This window comes from Endozoicomonas sp. ALB032, assembly GCF_049310125.1.
In the GTDB taxonomy this organism is placed as follows: domain Bacteria; phylum Pseudomonadota; class Gammaproteobacteria; order Pseudomonadales; family Endozoicomonadaceae; genus Endozoicomonas_A.
The window spans coordinates 704,024-722,456 of sequence record NZ_JBLYNW010000001.1; the positions used below are offsets into that span (position 1 = coordinate 704,024).

An 18,433-nucleotide genomic window follows, 5' to 3' on the forward strand; every position below is an offset into this window, starting at 1 on the left:
TACTGCTTTCCTTTGAAGGAGTGTTTTGAAACTGTACAGTTATTTGACCTTGAGATTGGATGAAAGTTCCATTTGGACAGTTGCCTGTAACCATTGAAGCAAGTCAACGACCTCGAAAAACTCATCGTGACCAGACTATGTTCTGATATCCAATGAGTCAGCCATCGAATTCAGGTTCATGCTGCTCAAAAACTCTTTGGCAATGAATGTCAGCTCATCGGACCTCAGTACCAGGGCATCACTGGCGTTTTGTGCCTGTCGCAAGTAGGCGTCCTTAACAAGTTTCTCTCGATGGCTAAAGCTACAAATATCAGACATCATGGCAAACAGCTCCTCTGGTGAGGATGGATCATGAGCGCCATAGTCAAAGTTATCGCTGTCACGGTTTCTGTGAGAATGCATGACAGCGTCAACCCAACAATACGTTAAGCGACCGCCTTTTGACTGTGTCACTTCGTAAAGATAATGACTGAAGGCATGTCTGATCGCTTGCTCGCATTTGTTTGTGAAGTCATCAAGAATTTTTTTCTCCTCGTCCGACACCTTGAGGGGGGGCAGAATCTGATTGGCTTTTTCCAATATCTGCTTCAACTCCGGCCTGTTCTCTGCTTTTCGTTGCAGCAGGGCTTGAACCTTTTCCTTAATTGCAATTTCGTCCCATTTGGGGCAACCGATAATAATTGCCGGACGGTGTTTTTCCCTGCCCGAGTTTAACTGTGAAAAAGCAGGCAGTTGCACCAGCATTCGTTCTATATTCGGAATGCCCTCAGGATTGTTCGTCCAGACGTCTTCTATAGAATGATGGGCAATTTGATTTTCAAGGGATGACGAAAACCCGTCATGGCAATGAGTGACGAACAAGGTGTCAGGTTCTTGCCTCTGGTAGTGTTCATAATTCAAACGCCACACCCTACTGTGTTTTTCCCTGGACAACAATGCTTCATACCACTTTCTCAGACAATGGGTGGCTTTAACCTTCAGCTCATCGATGCCTTCCAGAGCTTCCAGTAGCTCATGATGTTCAGAGGCTCTGATAATATTTATGTCATAATCTGGCACTGGATCCAGCCAACCCGATTCCATGGCTTTAAGGGCAAAGTGAATAACCGACGGTTTGGTCAGGTCGCTCTGACCCAATATAGACACCATTGATCTCAACCAGTTGTTAGGATTTGCTCCGCCCTGAATAATCATTCTTGAGTACAATGACTCGAGTTGTTCAGTGACCTGATCTTCATCATTGTCGAGCAAGATTTGTATGACTGCCTCAGACATCGGTTCATAATCGCGACTCCTCCCGTCCCATTCCCAATCGTCGATTTGCACAGAATCGATCGGAGCCTCCGACATCGGTTTATCATTATGACTTTTACTGTTCTCATCCTGATCGTCGCGAGCCACAGTACCGAGCAATTTCTTGTCGTCATTACTCAACGCTTTTGTCTCTGATAACGCTGAGATACCCATGGCAAAACTGGTTAAATTTTTTTCTCCCCAAAGTTTTTTTACCATCTTGAAAATGCTTGGAATTCTTTCTGGCAATGCACTGTTTGTCAGAAAAGGTTTGCCCGGTTTCTCGGGGCTCGTACTCATGGCTTTAGCCAGAGTTTGCTGTTGTGATAAATCTGCCCCTTCCGGGAGATTCTTAAATGTCTTTAACTCAGCGCTGGTACTTTGCAACGTTCTGGTGCGCTGAAATTTTGGTATCACTTTTGTGTTCTTTGTGGGCGCTCCGCCCAAATCCACTGACAGCCAGGTTTGGCCTCCATCCTCGGAACACTCGGCAAAGGCGTGTGTATTGTTAAACATTTGCCGACATGGAATCTTGAAATAACGGCAAAGAGCGACAAAAACAGGCGCACGATGACGACAACGCCCTTGCCGCTGTGTTACCAGGAATTTAAAGAAATTCTCCCCGCGCTTTGGTTTAGTCACCCCGGAAAACTGCCGACAATACTCCTTGATTGCCTGAATGCGTTCTGCCGTGTCTTGAGCGTCTGCTATTTTCCGCAAAGGCTCCTGTATTTCAGGTGGTTGTTGGTCAATGTTCGTAAACAGTCCTTTCAGTACTTTTTTCATCCCTTTTGAACAGCGGGTGTGAAACCTTATCGATCGTTTTGAGCGAGCTTCTTTAGCCGATGCTTCCAAGTCCGGTTCTCTGGATTCTACGACATAAGAAATTTGAATACGCCGCCCCTTATTAGCTTTGGCCTTTGGAATAAACAGCGTGTGAAGCCCGGTATATTTGTCTCTTTTCAGGGTATATGGCAAATCGGGTTCTATACGCAGGGCCACGATATAGTCATCAGGCGTCAGGCTGGGTAATTCATATTGACCATCTTCTGATGACATCTTGAGGGTCGCCAGGGTTTGATTGCTGGCTAAGATCAATTCCTGATCACGCCCTCCTGGTAAAGGGTCAGGTGTGAGAGTTTCGACCCCCAGGAAGTGCAGGTCATTAATATCGACCGTTCTAATATTACCCTTGTCGGACACACAAACATCACTTGCCCACCAGCGATACATATGGGAAGGATGGTGCTGAGTCTTAAAAACTATTTCACTCTTAACTCGTGGCTTCTTCTCGCACTCATAGTCCGTGTCTCGTTCCAGGCCTATGAAATCTTTCTCGGAGAGTTCCTCGATGAATTTTTCATGAGCCTCATCAGCATTGATGGCTGAGGCTTTGTTAGTATAATCGTCCACCCGCTGGTTCGGCAGAGCACCCATCTGGTGCCAAAACGCAGACCCGTATTGAACTGCATTGGCGTTCCATGTGCTTATCCGCTGATCAGCTTCCTGAAGACAAGACCGGTAAGCGGGTAATTTTAGCGTTTTTTTCTCTTCTTCCGTCAGGGGAAATACGCTATTGGCGTCAATGCCCGTCTTGTCAAACTTACGATCAAACCAGCTTTGCTGCCAGTGTCGGTACAGTGCCCGGGTGAGAGCATTGTCCGACGGGTCCGGATTCAGGGAAAGACCGAATGCCTGCCATTGTGACTGAGCGACCATCCTGATGATTTCTGTTTTGGTTTTTTTTCCAGTCAGACCGGTCTTGAAACAAATCTCATGGTGTTTTTCATCAATACTGTTGCGATCACTGCGTCGTATCAACCATGGACGACTAATGCCCGATACCCTTTCGTTGAGCCATTTGCAAAGTCCGGAATCAAGTGCTCCTTTACCCATGACAAGAGCCGGTGACTTCGGCAGTTCCTCCAGCGACAGGTTGGCAGCCATCAGGTAAAGCCGGTAGTGCTGATTGAGGCATTGACGAAGTGCTTTTTCGCTAAAATTGCCTCCTCTTTTGACAGCCATGGCGACATTCTGTAAATCGCGGCTGGTGGGCTGTAACGGCAGGTCTTTGCGTTGCAGGCAGGCCCTTAAACGACAATGTTTTTCAGTCAGCCATTTGGCGACGAATTTCCCTTTTGGGGAGTTTGGCAACACTTTCTTGGCAATGTTCTGCAATTCTGTCGAGTTATACTGGCGGATCGGCAAATGCCGAAAACGTCCTTTCAGCGCCGGTGATAAGGGTTTTCGCCCGCTGTACTCAGGTGGGTTGATGGTGGCAAACAGGTGGAAACCCGGATGGGCGTCACCGGCCAGAATATCGTTTAACTCACCTTCCAGATGCTGGCTGTCGATCAGATTCATTTCCGAAATCACCACGATGCCGCCTTCCACTTTTGCTTTCTGGATCGCTTCACACACTTTATCCCAGGAACAATCACAGGCATTCAGGAGAGAGACCTCTGGCATGGATTCTTGCCGTTGCCTGGCCTGCTGTCTGACACTTTCAATCATCAGGTTCAGCGTGGCATCCTTACCCCGCCCGGCTGGGCCTTCAATCAACGTCGCTTGTCGTCCGCCGTGTTTTCTGTCGTGATGATAAGCCTGCTGACAGCGGCTTAAATCCTGTCCCAGCCCTTGCACCAGTTCAATGACTGCCGATCCGGAGGCATCAAACTCAGGTCGGAATTTTTTGGTGTATGCTCCGAAGTCTCGCTGAATATCTGGCAGGGTGTAGTTATGAACTTTGTCGCGCAGGGTGTTGTCCGGGTGGTAACGGGCAGCAAACCAGATTTCCAGTGCCGAAAGGGCATCCTGTTGAGTCTCGCTGATTTCGGGACCCAGTACATCCCGAAAACTTTGCTGGATCAAACTGTTCACTTGCTCACAGCTAACACTGTCGCCTTCCGACAACGCACGATCCATATACCAACCCACCCAGCTACAGATGTCGGTTAAATCCCTGGGAGTAAACTCATGCTCGGGCAACAGCTCCTGATAATATTGCCACAGAGCCATCAGGCTCTTGGTGGCACTGCGTGCAATGTCGTTTATTTGCTGCTCCGGCAGATGCCGTTGTGATAAATGATTGACCAGAGCCGGTTCCACCACCCTGTCCTCAAGGAAAGCCTGATCCAGGCGTGGGTAATAAGCCCTGGGCAGTTTCTCTTTCAGGGCCGGATCGAGCTGGCGCCCGGAGTAATGATCCGAATTGCCGGTGAGAATCACCCGGTGTTTTGGGCTGACCGGAACAGGGTGACCATTGACATAGATGCAAGGCTTTGGCTCCCATAAGCCGTTCAATGACGCCAGTAATCCGGTTTTAGCCAGGTTGGCTTCATCCAGAACCAGAGTAATGTATTCTCCATCTGTGTCCTCTGGGATAGTAGCCCATTCCATCAGAGTCCGGTTTTGTTGCATCATAGAGCGGTCGCCATCGGTATGCTCCCGCCACTGCCAGCGTTTCATCAGGGTCTGTTCGCTGTCGGAAGGTCCAAGGGAAATGACCTTAGCCTGTCCTGAAGCCTCTGCCATCTTTGCTGAAAAGTAACTTTTCCCGGTGCCGGTTTCTCCCTGCAGAAATATAACGGGAGAGTCCGTAAGCCGGTCATGAAGTCGCGACAATCGACGACTTTCACGATCTTTCTGACTTATCTTGCCGTGATAAAGATCCCGGGCCAGTGCTGACAGGGGCATATCAGCGGAACCCTGCCACTTCAGTGATTCAGACAGTCGATTTTCAATGCGTTCAATGCGCTCTGCCTCGGAATTCGTTGTTCTGGCCATGTGGAAACAATCGGTGGCCAGAGCCTGAATGGCATCGGATCGGATCTGCCCTTGTGACAAAGGTAAATGCCAGCCGCAAGCCAGTCCGTCCTGCAAACGTTTGATCTGTCTTTCTGGCCTGATGGTTAACGATGAATATTGCTCTGTTGCCTTCGGATCGACTTCCAACTGATAGGCTATGGTCTGTCGTTGTTGTTCAGGCGCATGAGCCAGGATCATGGCACAGAGCCTGTCCAGAGCTTTTTTGTCAGCCGATTGTGGAAACGGACTTTTATAGGACAGTTGTAATTCGGTACCTTTAAATACTGCCGGGTCAAAGGCTCGGGCCAGTGGCCACAGGTTCTGCTCCACAAACTCTCTATCCAAATGCCGGGCACTGTTGATGATGGCAGTTAACTGATCCGGGTCTACCGAGGCGGCCTGACCCTCTTGCGGCTTCTGATGAGCATCTGGCGTGTTATCCGGTAACAATTGCCAACAAGCCACTTTCATAAAATCACGCACGGATGGATTTTGCCGGGTGCCATGGGTGATGACGCTATTGATGGCTTTGCGCCAGTGGCGGGGTAAAAGCTGTTGGGACTGGTCCACCTGTTTTGCCCGCCGGGCAGCCAGTATCAGATTATTCAACAACCCTTCGGTGATTTCAGGCAGAGCATTACAAAGGCCAACAGGTACGGTTTTAAACGCTTCGTAAAGTTTATCAAGTGCTTGTTCTGGCACCTCGGTTCGGGCGATACCATGCCTGGAGACGCTGATACCCCAAAGATCAACCTTGGGACACGGCTTACTCCTGGCAACCATTGCACGAAATACCGAAGACGGGCTTTTTGCAGAATCAGGCCAGAGTACTGTGATATGAGCTTGTGGGTAGGCCTGCAATTGGCCATTGAGCAACAGAGGCTGGCCAACCACCAGAGGTTCCAGACGCTGCTGAAGCTCCGGATTACTCTCCAGTCCCCGAAAAATAACCGGCGTGCCAGCGATTAATGCCTCCTGCAATTTACTCTGACGTCGTCCAAAATGGGCCTTTTGTTCCGAGGTGATATGGATATTATCAAATAGCTCACTGAAGCTGGTTTGTTCATTGACCTGAATAACCAGAGGTGCTCCCCGCTGATTATTCAGCCAATGACTTGCCTGGGCATGTTGCTGATAAGTGAAGGTATTAAAAGCAGCATGATCTTTAACTTTTTTCTGTGGCTGTTGGCTCCCGGGCAAAGGGTGCTCATCGTTTTTTGTCAATCCCAGGGCATTCGGCTGCTTTTTCCAATGCGCCACCTGAAGTCGGGGCTCCAGACCAGTCGTTTCGCGAATAGTCTGCAGTGAGCCCAGTAAACAAAACCATTCTGCCTGAGTGAGGGGAGACGTTACGGTGACGGTACCACCCGCCCGAACTTGCTCCAACAGACAGGTGTTAGGGGTGGCATAGCCTCCGGGAGCAATTGCAATGGGGCTCAGCCAATCCGTGATATTATTCTCGTTAATGATGATCGGGTTTCGTGGTGCGTGCTTTTTATCAAGTCCTTTGTCATCTTCTTTATAAGAGTGAGACAGGCTTTGGTACAATGAATGAAGCTCGTCCTTCCCTACCGGCATCTGATAAAACTGAACATTGTCGGGTAACTGACAAATCTTGCCGTTGCTCTCGAAGCTCTGTTGCGCCAACATCTGTCGAATCGTCTGTTCAAAGGCCAGATCATCCCAGTTGGCGCCTTTCAGAATCACTCGTTGTCCGGCCTTTAATGACTCAAGTCTGCCGGGCAGGTGCCGGATTCGCCCTTTTTCATCCACTCCGGGGCCGCCCAGAAGCAACTGTCGCCAGTGGCTGTGCAGGTGACAGTCAATAACAAGGGTATTGTCGTTATCCATGGTGCTCTCAGCGGGAGAGAATTCAGCCAATACCGGAGGAACACTGTCGATGTTTATTGCCCGGGCATTGCCGGTCTGAGCATCGAAATGCCAGGAATTGCCCGGCCGATTAATTCGCCGCCAGAAATCAGCCCCCGGAACGCCGACCGCCAATGCGCCTTCACAATGGCCAACTGATGCCAACTGTGCAGGGTCTGCCACGACCAATACAGAAACATGCTTGCCCAGGGGGCGTTTCTTACGGCTGACTTTGTCGTACAGACAGGGGTTATCGGGGTCCAGCAGGTCGTTAAATTTTGGCAGTGCTTTGCTGGCGAGCTTTCGGATATCTATTACCAGAGTAAATGGCTGTGAACCTTCAAACAGTTTGCCCGGATACAGCCTGTGGCGACCATCACCGGAAATGCTCAGTCGGCTCACCAGGTTAGCCTGTGAGAGGTCATCGGGATGAGAAATAAGGGTGACTTCCCGATGTTCATCGCGGGTCTGGGCAACTAAAAGCTGTCGCACCTGATCATTACTGGCGACAAAACGAAAATCGAAGGCGTGAGGGGGCCTTTGAGTCGCGGAGTCCTTTGAAGATACGGTTCTCACTCTGTCCGGCGAAGCAACCGGAGGTGCCGATCCATTGAGTTTGGGCCTTACACCAGGGCAGACATCCGTATTTTTTGACGATAAATACAGACTTGCTCCCCTGGCTGGCATGCCACCATCAGGAACGGGGTAATTTATTTTCTCACCAATACGACCATCCATAGTCAATCTTCCTCCCTACAGTCATTTGCAGGAATAAATTAAAGCTGTTTAATTATTTGACCTTAAGAAAGTACTAAAGTTCCGTTTTGATGATTATCCCTGGTGAGGAAAGAAAGTCAGCGGAGAAGAAAGTCAGCGATCTCAAAAAACGCATCATGAACTGATATCCCAGTGCTGACGGGCAGCGTAGCTGACCCCGTCAAGCGAGTTCGTTATGCGCGTTCTATTTTTTGTCCGTGTACATGTCCTTTGTCAGGAGATGGTTTTACTTGTTATAAGGTTGCACCAGTTATTTGATGTAATGCTGCTTGCGTCAAAAAATCACTTCGATCTTTGTACTTTCCACCACTCTTAACGATTTGATCTATATGAGCAATAAGAAGATCAGACATGCTGACATTGATTCTTTTTTGCTTTCCCAGAACTTCATCTACTTCAATATCTATAAAAGCCCATTCGGTAAAATCTTCATAATCAGGATTATTCGAATAATCTTGTTTGTTTGATAATGCAATTTGAGATAGATCTAATTCTCCATTAAGAGCCATCTCTTCCATAACTGTAAATGCGGCATCTTTTGCATTTTTTACAATATCATCAAACTCATCAGCTGCAGAATAGGCTGAGTATTTATCATTGCACAGAGCAGGAATTACAATACCATAGGCTGTGTTATTGTCTTCCGCTTTTTCTATACCAATTTTAAATAACATGTCTTGCCTCACATTAATATAATTTCTTTATCGATTCTGAGGGGGAGATCACTCCCCTGCCCATTTCAGCAACTTTGTTACAAGCCCCTTTCCAAGTTTCCTTTTCGGATGAGGAACGGAAGTTCTTTTCCCTTCCTTGTTTATCCATATCTCATGAGAGCCTTTGCCTTGCCTTAAGAACCTGCAACCCCTGGCTTCAAGTTCTTTTCTTAGTTCGTCCGAAGTCATTCGACCTCCCTAAACTTGCATAACAGAAGTATACACACGCACACACACTGCAAGCAAACCTTTCCATACACAGTTATGTGTAAAGAGCTTTTTGTTTTAATTTCAGATAGATACAGATGTCGGAACGAATAACGAAGATAAGCTTACTGAAGAGTTTGCCAATATGCATAGCGCCGAAAACACCGGCGCAGCTATGCTGCCACCGAGTGCTTTGACTTGTTAGGGGCAATGACTTGATAGACACTCTTTGCTACTACTTCAGCTAGTGTGACGGGAACGGCGTTACCAATTTGCCTCATGCACTCACTCCATACTCCGGCAACATGATAATCATCAGGAAATGTTTGAATTCTTGCAGCCTCACGTACGGTGAAATACCTAATTGAATTATCATTAAAGCGAACCATATTTTCCCCGCCGGGGACACCATGATCTCCCGCTTTTGATGTTTTAGAAGGCTCGTCGATGGGACTTCCTGTGTGACCAGGATATGATTTGGCACCATCTTTAAATACATGGTTGTTAAAATCATTCTTTCTTTTAGGCGAAGGTAAATCTTGTATAGCTTCCCTGACAGTAACCCATGGTTTTTCTTCAGGTTGGAATAGCCCATACTTTTTTTGAAGACGTGAAGCAATTTTCTCTGGGTTTTGATTTAGTTTTGGCCTATCGAATTTAGAAACCTTGAGGCGCTTCCAGTAATCTCCAGTAACCCATTGATCCCATAGCAATGCATCTTGAGAGTGAGTAGCCTTGGGAAAACTCCACTCGACATTTAAATCATTACGGAAGCCAACAATGAAAACTCGCTCTCTTTTTTGAGGAACACCATAATCTGCAGCATTCAGAAGTCTGTACACGACATTGTATTTAAGACCTCTATATTTGCCTTTCGTGTGAGTTTCTTCGAGTCGCGCTAAATGACTCTCCCAGTCTTCGCCATCTGCCTTAGAGATATTTGGGTAAGATAATTGCAATATTATGTATTCAAAATATGTGCTGAAATTTTTTCTCAGCAATCCCTTAACATTTTCAAATATAAAAGAGTCAGGCCTTGACTCTCTTACTGCTCGAACAGCTTGAGGAAACATATCTCTGTTATCGTTAAACGCCTTGTGCTTTCCACCTAAAGAAAATGGTTGGCAGGGAGGGCCACCTGCAACGAGAGAAAGACTGCCTCTATATTTTTGGAATGATATATTTCTTACATCTTCATGCTGGATATCCCAGCTTTTTATTTGAGCTTGTCCCTCATCATGATTCTTTAACAGTGTGTTTACAGCATCTTTATTAAATTCAACGAGCATTTCATGCTTAAAGCCACTGTTTGCCAACCCCAAAGCTAACCCGCCTGCTCCAGAAAATAGCTCGACTGAGTTAGGTTGATTTTTGGACATGATAAATACCTATTTTTTCTTCAACTTTATTCTCATTCGGTGGCGTACCTTTTAGTCGATCAGCCCAAACTCTGCCGGGATGAAGCACGTCCCATTCAGATTTTGCTTGCTCATACCTCCCCTTACCGGGATCATGATTGCCAAACCCATCTATATGAGAGTTCCAAAAAGGATTATACCTGCGAGTCATCGCCGCTAGTACTTATAAGGTCAGCTTCCTGATCTTGTAACACGATAAACCTGCATGAAAAATCTTCAATCTGAAGATTCTCCGCAGCATTAATGCTTCTCGCGTGCTCGTTTAACCTTCTGTATAAAGCGGAATCATTTTCTTTAAGACTACCCCGACCTTGCCTCCATCCCGGCAGTACTGCTTTACCCACATAAATTGGAAGATCTGGAGTTTTGCTATAGATCTTTCTGTACTGTGGAAAATCCCCTTTGTAATAAAGTGCATATACGCCACCGCCTGCGAATTTGACCTCCGGTGGAAGTTTTTCAAACGGCGTATTTATCATAAATTCAACTGCGTCTTCGATAAGCTCTACAAAAGACTCCGACCGATAAATATGTTCTTCTATCTTCATTTACATCCCCAGTTAAAATCTTGGGTAGCCGCTAACACCAGAGCTGACGGGCTGGCAAAGCCAGTCCCCGACAAGCGAGTTGTTTGGTGCACAGAGACACCTAACACATATTCAACGATTTATAGATCGAGTTCAAATTCATGCGATTCAAAAACTCTTCGGCAATTTTTAACAGCTCATCGGATTTGAGTACCAGAGCGTTATTGGCGTTGAGTGCCTGTTTTAAACAGCTATCCTTGATAGATTTCTGAAACGATAAAGAACTATCAATATTACACATCATGAAAAACAGCTCTTCTGCTGAAGCCGGGTCATGAGCGCCATAGTAGTCGGGGTCCCTGGAGTCCCCGATGTAAGCATTGGCCCAACAATACGTCAGGCAACTGCCTTTTGTGTGTGTCACTTCATACAGGTAATGAATGACAGCCTGCTCAATCGTTTGCGTACATTTGAATTTTAAAACATGCAAAAGCTTTCTGTCCTCCCATGACACCTCAAGGGACTTCAGAGTGGGTTCGTAACTGCGCTTGATGGCACGTTTTTTTTTCTCCATGCAGTCAACATCCATTTCACTATCAGGATAAGAACTATCCACTGCATCCAGCTCATGTTGGAGTTGTTTTTCCTTTGCCTCATATTGATTGATCTTTTCCAATAACTGCTTCAAGTCGGGGTTGTTCCTGGCTAACAGGGTTTCGATCTTTTTATCCATCACTTCGCTGCGGAAGGAAGGTCTTCCCATAATAATCACCGGACGGCAGTTCGCAGTGCCCGGGGTTAACTTCACAAATGCGGGGAGCTGCTCCAGCATTCGTTCTATATTCGGGATGCCCTCAGGTTCGTCCGTCCAGGTGTTTTGTAAAGATGGACTGGCCATTTTATCTTCAAGGAATGGTGAAAATCCGCCATGACAATGAGTGATGAACGGGACATTACCCTCTTCACTTTGGAAGTCTTTATAACCCAGACGCCATACCTGACTATTTTTTTCCCTGGACAACAATTCCCTGTACCACTTTTTCAGGCAGTGGGCGGCATTAACCTTGAGTTCATCGATGCCTTCCAGACACGCCAATAGATCATGATGTTCATGGGCTCCCACAATATGGTGTTCGTAGACAGACAATGGATCCAGCCAACCCGATTGCAGTGCTTCCCAGGCAAAGTGAATAACCGCAGGGTTGTCCAAGTCACTGTATTTGAGTATATCCACCATTGAACTCAGCCACTGGCAGGGGTCTGCTCCGCACTGAATAATCATTTTTGTGTGCAATGACTTGAGTGGTTCAATGACCTGATTTGCATCACTGCCGGACAAGATTGGTTTGACTGCCTCCGACATCGGTTTCCAGGTATACCCATCGGGGTCATGCACATCACCGATCAATTGCTTTTCCAGATGGCCCAATGTTTTTGTCTCCAACATTGAGACACCCATGGAAAAACCGGCTAAATCTTTTTCTTTCCAGAGATTCTTAACCATTTCGAAAGTACCTGGATTTGTGTCTGGTAATGCATTGTTTCTCTCAAGGGCTTTGTTCAGTTCCTCAAAACTGATACCGCAGGCTTTGGCCAGAGCTTGCTGTTGTGCTGAATCAGTTCCTTTCAGGAGATCCTTAATTTTCTTTGATGCAGTGCCGGAACTACCGCTCTTCCGGGTGGGCTGGAAGTCAGGTGTGATTTCTGTTGTCTGCACAGGCTCACCGCCCAAATCCACTGGCTCCCAGGTTTGGCCTCTATCCACAGAATACTCAGCAAAGCTGTGGACAAGGTTGCTTATTTGCCGACATGGAATCCCGAAATAACGACAAAAAGCGATAAAAACAGGCACACGATGACGACAGCTACCTTGCCGCTGTGTGACGAGGAATTGAAAGAAATTGTCACTACTCTCGGGTCGGGCCTTACCAGAAAACTGCTGGCAATAGTCAGTGATCGCCTTAATGCGTTGCCTCGTGTCCTCAGTGCTTTTCATTGTCTGTAAAAGCGCCTCTACTTCGGCTGGGTATTGGTCAGTGGTCGTAAACAGCTCATCCAGTACATTTTTCATAGCCTCTGAACACTGGCTGTCGGAATCTATTGACCGTTCAGGCCGGGTTCCTTTAGTGCTCGTTTTTCTGGGTTCTACGACGTAAAAAAATTGAATACTCTGCCAAGCGCTGGCCTCTGGAATAGTCAGTGAGTGAAGCCCGGTATATCGATCCCTGACCAGGGTAAATGGCAAATCGGGTTCGATACGCAAAGCCACGATATAGTCGTCAGGCGTCAGGCTGGGCAAGTCAAATTGACCGTTGCAGGATGATCTCTTGAGGGTCGCCAGCGTCTGATCTTCGGCTAATGTCACTTCCTGATCATGCCCTGGTAACCGGGCAGGTATGAGGGTTTCAATCCCAAGAGTGGGTTTGTCATTAATGACGATCCGTTTGACATCACCTTCAGCAGTCACGTAAATCTCCTTTGCCCACCAGCGATACATATGGAAAGAAGGGGTCTGCGTATTAAAAATTTTATGGACGTTAACGGGTGGCTTCTCCTGATTTTCATAGTTCGTGTCCTGGTCCAATGTCGGAGTCTGTTTCTGTTGGACTTCCGGATCGTATTGTTCAGGAGCCTTATCATCGCCGGTTTCGAACGCTTCGCTCATAGACCTCTCCACCCAATGGTTTGGCAGATCCCTTATCTGATGCCAAAACCCGGGACATAACTGAACTTCGTGGGCGTTCAATGGGACTATCCGCTGATCGGCCTCTCGCAGATAAGGCTGGGATGCCGGTAATTTCAACGTTTGTTTTTCCTCTTCGGTCAGTGGAAATACACTATCAGCGTCTACACCTGTCCGGCCAAACTCATGATTAAACCAGCGGTGCTGCCAGTATCGGTACAGTGCTCCGGTGAAAATATCGTCCGAAGGATCGGGCTTCAGGGAAAGACCAGATGCCAGCCACTTTGCCTGAGCCATCATCCTGATGATTGCCGTTCTGGCTGCCTTTTCAGTCAGACGAGCCTTGAAACGAATTTCATGGCGTTTTTCATCAATACTGTTGAGATCACTGCGTCGTATTAACCACGGACGGTCAATGCCCGATACCATTTGGTTGAACCATTGGCAAAGTCTGAAATCAGGCTCACTTTTACCCATGGCAAGAGCCAATGACTCAGGCAGTTTCTCCACTGACAGGTCAGCGGCCATCAGATAAAGTCGGTAGTGCTGATCGAGGCATTGATAAAGTCCTTTTTCGCTAAAGTCGCCCCTTCTGATAACAGCCCTGGCGACATTCTGTAAATCAAGGCTGGAGGGCTGTAACGGCAAGTTATTGCGTTGCAGGTAAGTCCTCAATCGACAATGTTGCTGAGTCAGCCATTCAGCCACCATTTTCCCTTTTGGGGTCTGTGGCAACACTTTCTCAGCGATGGTCTGCAATTCGGCCCGGTTATACTGCCGGATGGGCAAATGTCGAAAACGCCCTTTCAGGGCCGGTGATAAAGGTTTTCGCCCACTGTACTCAGGAGGGTTGATGGTGGCGAACAGGTGGAAACCCGGATGAGCGTCACCGGCCAGAATATCGTTTAACTCACCTTCCAGATGCTGGCTGCCGATCAGATTCATTTCCGAAATAACCACTATGCCGCCATGGACTTTTGCCGTCTGGATCGCTTCACACACCTTGTCCCAGGAACAATCACAGGCATTCAGGGGAAAGACCTCCGGCATGGATTCTCCCCGTCGTTCAGCCTGCTGTCTGAAACTTTCGATCACCAGGTTCAGTGTGACATCTTTACCCCGTCCGACCGGTCCTTCAATCAGTGTCGCCTGTCTTCCGTCGTGTTTTATGTTGAGATGATAAGCCTGCTGACAGCGGCTTAAATCCTGTCCAAGCCGTTGTACCAGTTCAATGACTGCCGATCCGGAGGTATCAAACTCAGGTCGGATCTCTTGGCTGAATGTTTTGAAGGCCTGCTGAATATCTGACAGGGTGTGATTATGAACTTTGTCACTCAGGCTGTTCTCCGGTTCGTAACGGGTAGCAAACCAGATTTCCAGTGCCAGCTGGGCATCCTGATGAGTCCCGGTAATTTCGGGACCCAGTACATCCAGAAAGCCCTGTTGGATCAAACTGTTGATTTGTCCGGAGGTAACGGGGTCATCTGCGGGCAGCGCACGATCCAGATACCAGCCCACCCAACTGCAGATATCCGTTAAATCCCTGGGGGTAAACTCATGCTCAGGCAACAGCTCCTGATAATGTTGCCAGAGCACCATCACAGTTCCGACAGTATTGCGTACAATGTCGTTTATTTGCTGCTCTGGCAGATGCCGTTGCAACTGATTGACCAGAGCCGGTTCCACCACTCTATCCTGAAGGAAAGCCTGATCCAGGCGTGGGTAGTAAGCCCTGGGCAGTTTTTCCCTGAGGGCCGGGTCCAGCTGGCGTCCGGCATAATGATCCGGGTTGCCGGTGAGAATCACCCGGTGTTTTTCGCTGACCCTGACAGGATGACCATTCACATAAATGCAGGGTTGCGCTTCCCACAAGCCGTTCAATGACGCCAGCAATCCGGCCCGGGCCAGGTTAGCCTCATCCAGCACCAGGGTGATATAGCTTCCTCCAACACAGCCTTCGTCTTTGTGAGTTCCGGTATTGGCCCATTCCATCAATGCCCGGTTTTGTTGCGCCATAGAGCGGTCGCCGTCGGCGTGTTGTTGCCACTGCCAGCGTTTCATCAGGGTTTGTTCGCTGTCAGAAGGTCCAAGGCAAATCACCGCAGCCTGTCCTGAAGCCCTCGCCATTTTGGCGGAAAAGTAACTTTTCCCGGTGCCGGTTTCCCCCTCGAGGAATATAACGGGAGAGTCTTTAAGCCGGTCATGGAGTCGGGATAATCGACGGTTTTCACGATCCTCCTGACTCATCTTGCCGTGATAAAGATCCCGGGCCAGTGCGGACAGGGACACATCGGCAGAACCCCACCATTTCAGTGATTCAGACAGCCGATTTTCTATGCGTTCAACGGGTTCTGCCTCAGAATTCGCTGTTCTGGCCATGTGAACACAATCGCTGGCCAGAGTGTGGATGGCTTCGTATCGGGTCTGCCCCGGTGGCAGAAGTAACTGCCAGCCAGAAGCCAGTGCATCTTGCAAACGTTTAATCTGTCTGGTTGGTCTGGTGGCTAAGGATTGCCAGGGCTTTGTTGCCGCCGGATCGACTGCCAGCTGATAGGCTACAGCATTTCGTTGTTTTTCCGGTGCGTGGGCCAGGATTATGGCACAGAGCCTGTCCATAACTTCTTTTTCACCCTGCACTGGAAATGGACTTTCATAGGACAGTTGTAATTTGGCATCTTTAAAGACTGCCGGGTCAAAGGCCCGGGCCAGCTGCCACAGGTTCTGCCTGACAAACTTTCTATTCAGTCGCGGGGTGCTACTGATGATGGTCGCTAACAGATCCGCGTCTACCGAGGCGGCTTGATTCTCATCCGGCTTTTTATGGGCATCCGTCGTCTTGTCCTGTAACAAGTGCCAGCAAGCCACTTTCATAAAATCCCGCACTGACGGATTCTGCCGGGCACCATGGGTGATGACGCTGTTGATGGCCTTGCGCCAATGGCGGGTCAGGAGCTGAGGAGACTGGTCAACCTGCTGTGCTCGTCGGGCAGCCAGTATCAGGTTATTCAACAGGCCTTCGGTCATTTCTGGCAGAGGGTTACACAGGTGGGCAGGTACGGTTTCAAACGCTTCGTAAAGTGAGTGCAGTGCCTGTTCCGGCAGTTCAGTGCGGGAGATATCATGCCTGAGGGCATTGATATCCCAGAGATTGACCTCAGGACAGGGGTTAGCCGTGGCGACCATCGAATTAAATATTGAAGAGGGGCTCTGCACAGACTCAGGCCAGAGTAGGGTGACATTAGCCTGCGGGTAGGCCTGTAATTGGCCATTGACCAACAGAGGTTGCCCAACCGCCAGGGGTTCCAGAAGTTGCTGAAGTGTTGGGTTAGTCTCCAGCCCGCGCAATACCACCGGCTTGCCAGCGGTTAATGTCTGCTGCAAGCCACTCTGATGTCGTCCAAAATGTGCCTTTTGTTCCGAGGTGATACGGATATTATCAAAAAGCTGGCTGAAGCTGGTCTGTTCATTCACCTGAATAACCAGGGGGGCTTGCGGGTAATGATTGATCCAGTGACTTACCTGGGCCTGTTGCTGATAAGTGACTGCATTAAAAGCAGACTGATCTCTGATATTGAACAGAGGTTGTTCATGGTTTTCTGCCAATCCCAGGGCTTCTGGTTGCTGTCCCGGATGAGCCACCTGAAGTCGGGGCGTCAGGCCGGTTGTGTCGCGAATAGTCTGCAGTGAACCCAGCAAACGAAACCAGAGAGCCTCAGTGAGGGGAGACGTTATGGTCACTGCAGCACCCGCCTGAATTTGCTCCAACAGACAGGTATTAGGGGCTGCATAGCCTCCCTGGGCAATGGCAATCGGGCTCAGCCATTCTCTGATATTAACCTGGTTAATAATGATCGGGCCTGGTGGTGCGTGCTTTTTATCAGATCCTTTGTCAGCTTCTTTGTCACCTTCTTTGTCGCGAGAGCGGGACAGGCTTTGGAACAGTGAATGAAGTTCGTCATTCCCTACCGGCATTTGATAAAACTGAACATTGTCGGATAACTGACAAACCTTGCCATTGCTCTCAAAGCGCTGTTGCGCCAGTATCTGTCGAATCGTTTGTTCAAAGGTCAGATCCTGCCAGTTGGCCCCTTTCAGAATCACCGTTTGTCCGGTCCTCAATGATTCAAGCCTGCCAGGAATGTGCCGGATTCGCCCCTGTTGATCCACTCCGGGGCCGCCCAGAAGCAACTGTCGCCAGTTATTGTGCAAGTGACAGTCAATAAGAACGGTATTATCCAGAGCAATTTCGGCACTGGGGTATTCAGGCAATATCGGGGGAGCCTTGCAGCTGGTCATTGATGGGGTATTGCCGGTCTGAGTATCGAACTGCCAGGTATTTCCCGGTCGATTAATTCGCCGCCAGAAATCGGCCCCCGGTGCGTCGGCCCCCGGTGCGTCGGCCCCCGGTGCGTCGGCCCCCGGTGCATCGGCCCCCGGTGCTTCCCCACGTCTGCCAACCGATCTCAACTGTTCAGGAGCCGCCAGCACCAATAGAGAAACATGCTTGCCCAGAGGACGTTTCCTGTGCCTGACTTTGTCGTACAGACAAGGATTATCCGGGTCCAGTAGATCGTTAAATTTCGGCAGTTCAGCGCTGGTGAGTTTTCTGATATCCATCACCAAAGTTAATGGCTGCGAACCTTCGAACAGCTTGCCTGAGCGCAGAGTGTGGCGACCATCGCCGGAAATGCTCAACCGGCTCACCAGGTTAGCCTTTGAGAGGTCATCGGGATGAGAAATAAGGGCGACATCCCGATATTTATCGCCGGTTTCGGCAACTAAAAGCTGTCGAACCTCATCGTCACTGGCAACAAAACGAAAATCGAAGGAATGAGGGGTTATTGGGGGCGGGGAATTGGCTGAGAAAAGACTTGTCGTCCTGTCAGGCAAGATTATCGGAGGTAAGGATCTATTGAGTTGGGGGGTTGAGCAGACCTCTGCAATCTTTGCCGATGCGTACTGATTCGCTTTCTTGGCGGGCGGAACATTATTATTATCAGGAAAAGCTTTGCTTTTTTGCCCAACAATACGACCATCCATAGTCAATCTCCCACCTGTTATCCGAAGGACTGTACTGAAATTGTTTAAGCGTAAGACCTTCAGAAAGGATGGAAGTTCCGTAAGGACAGTTACCCAAAT

At 48.6% G+C, this 18,433-nt stretch carries 7 protein-coding genes; all 7 read right to left on the reverse strand.

Features of this window, described 5'->3' with window-relative positions; all coding sequences use genetic code 11:
- Positions 1-135: 135 nt before the first annotated feature.
- Positions 136-7,707, reverse strand: a complete 7,572-nt coding sequence (locus ACO6VG_RS02075) for an AAA family ATPase (RefSeq protein WP_422472457.1) — start codon at positions 7,705-7,707, stop codon at positions 136-138.
- Between the two features lie 272 nt (positions 7,708-7,979).
- Positions 7,980-8,420 carry a type II toxin-antitoxin system HicB family antitoxin gene (locus ACO6VG_RS02080; RefSeq protein WP_422138947.1) on the reverse strand — a complete coding sequence of 147 codons (441 nt, stop codon included), beginning with the start codon at positions 8,418-8,420 and terminating at the stop codon, positions 7,980-7,982.
- Positions 8,421-8,468: 48 nt separating this feature from the next.
- On the reverse strand, positions 8,469-8,648 hold the full coding sequence (locus tag ACO6VG_RS02085) for a type II toxin-antitoxin system HicA family toxin (RefSeq protein ID WP_422135406.1): 180 nt from the start codon (positions 8,646-8,648) through the stop codon (positions 8,469-8,471).
- Positions 8,649-8,839: 191 nt separating this feature from the next.
- A complete protein-coding gene (locus tag ACO6VG_RS02090) occupies positions 8,840-10,045 on the reverse strand; it encodes a DNA cytosine methyltransferase (RefSeq protein ID WP_422472459.1) in 1,206 nt (401 codons plus the stop codon).
- A complete protein-coding gene (locus tag ACO6VG_RS02095; RefSeq protein WP_422472461.1) occupies positions 10,026-10,235 on the reverse strand; it encodes an Eco29kI family restriction endonuclease in 210 nt (69 codons plus the stop codon). Before ACO6VG_RS02095 ends, ACO6VG_RS02090 begins: the two co-directional genes overlap by 20 nt.
- Positions 10,219-10,632 (reverse strand): Eco29kI family restriction endonuclease, encoded by a 414-nt coding sequence (locus tag ACO6VG_RS02100; protein ID WP_422472463.1) that lies wholly within the window; start codon positions 10,630-10,632, stop codon positions 10,219-10,221. The genes ACO6VG_RS02095 and ACO6VG_RS02100 overlap by 17 nt, the downstream gene beginning before the upstream one ends.
- 100 nt (positions 10,633-10,732) lie before the next feature.
- On the reverse strand, positions 10,733-18,334 hold the full coding sequence (locus ACO6VG_RS02105; RefSeq protein WP_422472465.1) for an AAA family ATPase: 7,602 nt from the start codon (positions 18,332-18,334) through the stop codon (positions 10,733-10,735).
- Positions 18,335-18,433: the final 99 nt, after the last annotated feature.